Origin of the sequence: Vreelandella stevensii S18214 (genome assembly GCF_000275725.1) — a bacterium.
GTDB lineage: Bacteria > Pseudomonadota > Gammaproteobacteria > Pseudomonadales > Halomonadaceae > Vreelandella > Vreelandella stevensii.
In genome coordinates, this window is the sequence record NZ_AJTS01000005.1 from 1 (window position 1) to 5,525 (window position 5,525).

The 5,525-nt window shown below is 63.4% G+C and carries 3 protein-coding genes; 1 reads left to right on the forward strand and 2 read right to left on the reverse strand.

Features of this window, described 5'->3' with window-relative positions; genetic code table 11:
- Positions 1–52: 52 nt before the first annotated feature.
- Together HSS18214_RS0100290 and HSS18214_RS0100295 are read right to left on the reverse strand one after the other, a co-directional pair.
- Positions 53–3,136 carry an efflux RND transporter permease subunit gene (locus tag HSS18214_RS0100290; protein WP_016913319.1) on the reverse strand — a complete coding sequence of 1,028 codons (3,084 nt, stop codon included), beginning with the start codon at positions 3,134–3,136 and terminating at the stop codon, positions 53–55.
- Entirely contained in the window at positions 3,120–4,211 is a 1,092-nt protein-coding gene (locus tag HSS18214_RS0100295; protein ID WP_016913320.1) for an efflux RND transporter periplasmic adaptor subunit, read from the reverse strand. Before HSS18214_RS0100295 ends, HSS18214_RS0100290 begins: the two co-directional genes overlap by 17 nt.
- 201 nt (positions 4,212–4,412) lie before the next feature.
- Between HSS18214_RS0100295 and HSS18214_RS0100300 the strand changes: the two genes are divergently transcribed.
- Positions 4,413–5,387, forward strand: a complete 975-nt coding sequence (locus HSS18214_RS0100300; protein ID WP_016913321.1) for a malate dehydrogenase — start codon at positions 4,413–4,415, stop codon at positions 5,385–5,387.
- The last annotated feature ends 138 nt before the right edge of the window (positions 5,388–5,525 follow it).

Genomic DNA, 5,525 nt, shown 5'->3' on the forward strand with positions numbered 1-5,525 from the left:
TGTGGCGGCAACGATGCAAATGGGGTTGCCCGTAGCGGGGTGGGGCGGCGTTTCACCCGAGATCTTTCTCCCGCCGTAAGCGGCCGCCGATCACCAGCATGCAGGGGGTGAGCAGCAGGGTGAGGAAGGTGGCGAACGTCAACCCGCCGGCGATGGCGCTGGACATTTGTGTCCACCACTGGGCGGAGGGGGCGTTGAACCCCAGCGCGGGGGCGAAGAGGTTGACGTTGACTCCCAGCACCATGGGCATCAACCCCAGCACGGTGGTGATGGCAGTCAACAGGACGGGCCGCAGGCGCAGGCAGCCTGCCTCCAGGGCCGCTTGTGCAGGTGACATGCCGTCGCGGCGCAGCTCGTTGTAAGTGTCGATCAAGACGATATTGTTATTCACCACGATGCCCGCCAGCGCGATCACCCCCATGCCCACCATGACGATGCCAAAGGCCTGGCCGGTGATCAGTAGGCCCATGAGTACGCCCGCCGTGGAGAACACGATGGCGGACAACACCAGCGCGGCCTGGTAGTAGCTGTTGAACTGCGTCACCAGAATCAGCGCCATCAAACCCACCGCAATCAGGAAAGCGCTGATCAGAAACTGCATCGACTCCTGCTGATCCTCCTGCTCGCCAGCCACATTGACCATCAGGCCATCCGGCAGTTGGCCTTGGCCAGCGGCCAGCAGGGCTCTCAGGCGCTCATCGGCCAGGTAGCCGGGCGCCAGGTCCGCTTCCAGCGTAATGGCGCGGCGGCCATCGATGCGGTTCAGCGTCCCCACCTTGGGCGCCGGAGCGATCTCCACGAAATGGGAAATCGGCACCTGCCCACGGGAGGTGTTGATGGTGAGCCGCTCCAGCTGGTCCAGCGTGCGCCAGTGTTCCGGGAGGCGTACGCGAATATCGACCTCGTCACTCACCGTGGGCGGGCGGTAGCTGGCCACCTGCAGGCCGGTGGTGAGCAGTTGTACCGCGCTGCCAATGGTGGTGATATCGGTGCCCATGCGGGCGGCGGCCTCACGGTCCACGGTGATCTGCCACTCCACCCCTGGCAGGCTGCGGTTGTCCTGAATATCCACGAAGCCACCCAATTCGCGCATCAGCCGGGTGAGTTGATCGACCCCCGCATCGGCAATGTCCGGGTCCGTGGCGCTGACTTCCAGCACGATGGGTTTGCCGCCGCCGGGGCCCATTTCCTGCTCGCGGAACTCCAGAGTGATCCCCGGGATGTCCGCCGTGCGCTCGGCCATGTCCGCCAGAATGGTGCGCGCCGGACGGCGCTGATACCAGTCAATGAACTGGAACTGCAGCATGCCGACCACGTCGCTGCCCATCTGCTGGTCGGGCACTGCAAAAGAGCGTGCGTAGAGGGCCTCTACTTCGCTCAGGCCGCCCAGGCGCTGCTCCACTCGGCGCAAAATGGCGTCGGTTTCCTGCGCGGAAAAATCGCCCCGGGCGCGCACTAGCACCTGGGCGCTATCGGGTTCGACGTTGGGGAAGAAATCCACACCATGGTTGAACCGCGCATAGCCGGTATACAGCAGCGCGATCAGCAGCAGGGCGAAGGCCAGCACCCAGCCGGGGTAGCGCAGCAGGCGGCTCAGCAGGTGACGATAACCACGCCCCAGGGTAGTGCTTTCGTCCATGGGCCCAGCGCCTGCGCCGCTGGCGTGGGCGGTACGGGTAAACAGCCGCCCCAGCGTGGGCAGGAAGATGAGCGCCATGACCAGCGAGGCCAGCAGGCACAGAATCACCGTCGCGGGCAGGTACTTCATGAACTGACCGACGACGCCGGGCCAGAACAGCAGCGGTAGAAACACCGCCAATGTGGTTGCCGTGGAGGCAATCACCGGCCAGCTCATCCGCGACGCGGCGTTCAGCCATGCCTGATGGGCCGTTTGCCCCTCGTGCAGATGGCGGTCGGCAAGCTCGCTGACCACGATGGCGCCGTCCACCAGCATGCCTGCCACCAGAATCAGCGCGAACAGCACCACGATGTTGAGGGTGAAGCCAAAGGCCCACACCAGCAGAATGCCGGTCAGGAAAGCCCCCGGAATGGTCAGCCCGACCAGCAGTGCCATACGCCAGCCCATCACGGCGACCACCACGACCAGCACCAGCACCACGGCGGTCAGTACGTTGTTGAGCAGCTCGGACAGCATGTTCTGCACGGTGACCGACTCGTCCATGATCGTGGTCACCCGTAGCTGCTCCGGCAACAGCGGCTGCGCCTCCGCAAAGCGGTCCCGCACGGCGTCGATGGTGGCGATAATGTTGGCCCCGGCGCGTTTGGAGATTTCCAGCACCACGGCAGGCTGGCCGTCGATACGGGCAAAGCCTTCGGGCTCTTTGTAGGTGGGATGAATCCAGGCCACGTCACCGAACGTGACCACTTGCTCGCCCTCTACTTTCACGGGCATGTTCATCACGTCTTCCAGCGCCGCGATGATGCCAGGCACCTTCAGCGCCAGCCTGCCTGCCCCAGTATCCAGGCTGCCGGCGGCCACCAGCCGATTGTTGCGCGAGACCTGGTTGAACAAGGCATCGAAATCGACCCCGTAACTCTCCAGCACCAGCGGGTCCACGACGATTTCCAGCAGGTCTTCACGGTCACCGGCAATGTCCACCTCCAGCACGTCGGCAATGCCTTCGATCTCCTCCTTCAGGCGGCGGGCGATGGCAATGCGCTCGCGGGTGTCCAGCTCCCCTGAAAGGCCGATGCTCAAGACCGGGAACTCCGAGACGTTGACCTCCATGACCCTCGGCTCATCGGCTTCGGTGGGCAGGCTGCTACGCGCAATGTCCACTCGTTCCCGCACATCGGAAAGCGCCGTGTCCGGGTCGAAGCCCGGGTCGAACTCCAGCGTGACGGAGCCATGCCCCTCGCTGGACTGCGCCGTGAACTTGCGCAGCCCGGCAATGCCCCGCAGCTCCTGCTCCATCGGGCGAATCAGCAGCCGTTCGCCATCTTCCGGGCTGACCCCCTCCAGCGAGAGCGAGACATAAATGATCGGAATGGTGACGTCCGGGTTGGCTTCCTTGGGAATCACTTGCCATGCCGTGATACCGGCCAGCAGTAGCCCGACCAGTAGCAGCAGGGTGGTGCGCGTATGGGTCAGCGCCGCATTAATGAGTGAGCGCATTTCCACCTTCCTGGGCAGGCACGGGAGTCACTTCCTCGCCGGGACTCACAAGTCCAGCCCCCAGTGTAATCAGCGTGACCGGGTCGGGTAGGCCGCTGACATAGGCGCGCTGGGTGTCGGCACTGACCAGCTCCACGGCAGACTGCACCACGCGGTTTTCGGCGTCCAGATGTCGAATGGCCAACTGGCCCCGCTCATCCAGGTTGAACAGCGCAGGGGAAAGCGTATGCACGGCGCGAGGGGGCAGGGTGATGGTCAGCTCGGCGCTACCGCCTGCCAGCCGCTGGCGCTCGGGGTTGTCGAGGATGACTTCCACGTAAAACGTCCGGGTCGCCTCATCGGCGCGGCGGCTGATATAACTCACTTCGCCCGTCAGCTCACCGCCATTCAACAGGCGAGCCGCCACCGGCAGCCCTTCACTCAGAGCGCCGACCTGCTGCTGGGACACCCAGGCCTCTCCTTTCAGGTGACGGTCATCGACCAGGCGAGCCCACTCTTCTCCGGGTTGCAGCAGGTCACCCATTTCCACCTGTACTCGGTCCAGCACGCCTTCGAACGGAGCACTGGGGCGGGTATCGCGTAGCTGCTTCTCCAGTTGAGCCACCTGGGCCGCGCTGGCGCTGAGAGCGCTTTGCAAGCGCAGCAGCTCAGGCTGGGAGATCAGCTCGCGACGACGCAGGTTCTGGGCCCCCGCGTACTCCGCCTGCGCCAAGGCCAGCTCGTCGCGTGCCTGTTGCAGGCGCTCCGGCAGGGCTTCGCTTTCCAGTATCAGCAGCGTCTCGCCCGGTTGAACGTGTTCACCCTGAGAGACGGGTGTTTCCGCCACCAGCCCGGCTACGTTGGCGCGTAACACCGCCTCGCGCGCCGCCGCCAGCTGGCCTTGAACCACCACCTGAGGAATGTAGAGCGTGCTGGGTTGGGTCGATACCTCTACCCGCGTCAGAGATTCGCCGTGGGTGTCGTGGTTTTCGGCAGGCGTCGACTGAAAACGCTGAAAGTCGCCCAGGGCAAGCCATACCACCAGGGCCAGCACCAGCAGGCTAGCCAGTGCATAAGAGGGGGGGATTCTTCGCATGGGGAGTCACTGTTCCAAATAAAGAGGGGCTCGCAACCCGAGACACCATAGCGCAAGTGCTGCCGGTCAGCGAGTACCAGGCCGCCGTGCGAATGGGTAGTAGTCTCAAGTCTGATTGAGTTTTTGAGCGTGTGGGCATAACATCGTTGCGCGAATCTTTACCGGGCGAACCTTCACTAGGCGAACCATCAAGGAGCAATGATGAAAGATCCAGTACGTATTGCGATTACCGGCGGTGCCGGCCAGATCAGCTACTCTCTTATTTTCCGCATTGCCGCTGGCGACATGCTGGGGCCGGATCAGCCTGTCATTCTCCAGCTTCTCGAAATTCCTCAGGCCATGGATGCGCTCAACGGCGTAGTCATGGAAGTGAACGACTGTGCGTTCCCGCTGGTGCAAGATATCGTCGCCACCGACGACCCCAACGTGGCGTTCAAGGATGCCGACTTCGCTCTGCTGGTAGGTGCTCGTCCGCGTGGCCCCGGCATGGAGCGTAAAGACCTGCTGGAAGCCAACGCCGCCATCTTCTCCGTACAAGGTAAAGCGCTGAACGACCACGCCAGCCGCGATGTGAAAGTGCTGGTCGTCGGCAACCCGGCCAACACCAACGCGCTGATTGCCTCCTGCAACGCGCCGGACCTGGACGCTGGCCAGTTCACCGCCATGACTCGTCTGGACCACAACCGCGCCCTGACGCAGCTGGCACAGAAGACTGGCAAGCACGTCACCGACGTCGAAAACATGATCATCTGGGGCAACCACAGTGCCACCCAGTACCCGGACCTGGCCCAGTGCAAGGTAGACGGCAAAGCCGCTTTCGATCTGGTCGAGCGCGACTGGTACGAAAACGACTTCATCCCGACCGTACAGCAGCGCGGTGCCGCCATCATCAAGGCACGCGGCGCCTCGTCTGCCGCCTCCGCTGCGTCTTCCGCCATCGATCACATGCGTGATTGGGCGCTGGGCTGCGACGGTATCGTCAGCATGGCCATCCCCTCCGACGGCAGCTACGGCATCGCCGAAGGCATCATCTACTCCTACCCGGTGCGCTGCCAGGGTGGCAAGTACGAAATCGTACAAGGTTTCGAGCTCGATGCGTTCAGCAAAGAGAAGATGCAAGCCACGGAAAAAGAACTGCGCGAAGAGCGCGCTGCCGTCGAGCACCTGCTCGGCTAAGCAGGCCGTTTGGCACCCGCCAACCGCACCCACCCCGCAAGTTATGCTTGCGGGGTTTTTTATTTGCTCGGCTTGATGAGCCAGGCAGCCCCAGGCCCATCTGTGGAAGGCCAATTTCATTGGGCGACTGCCTGAGTA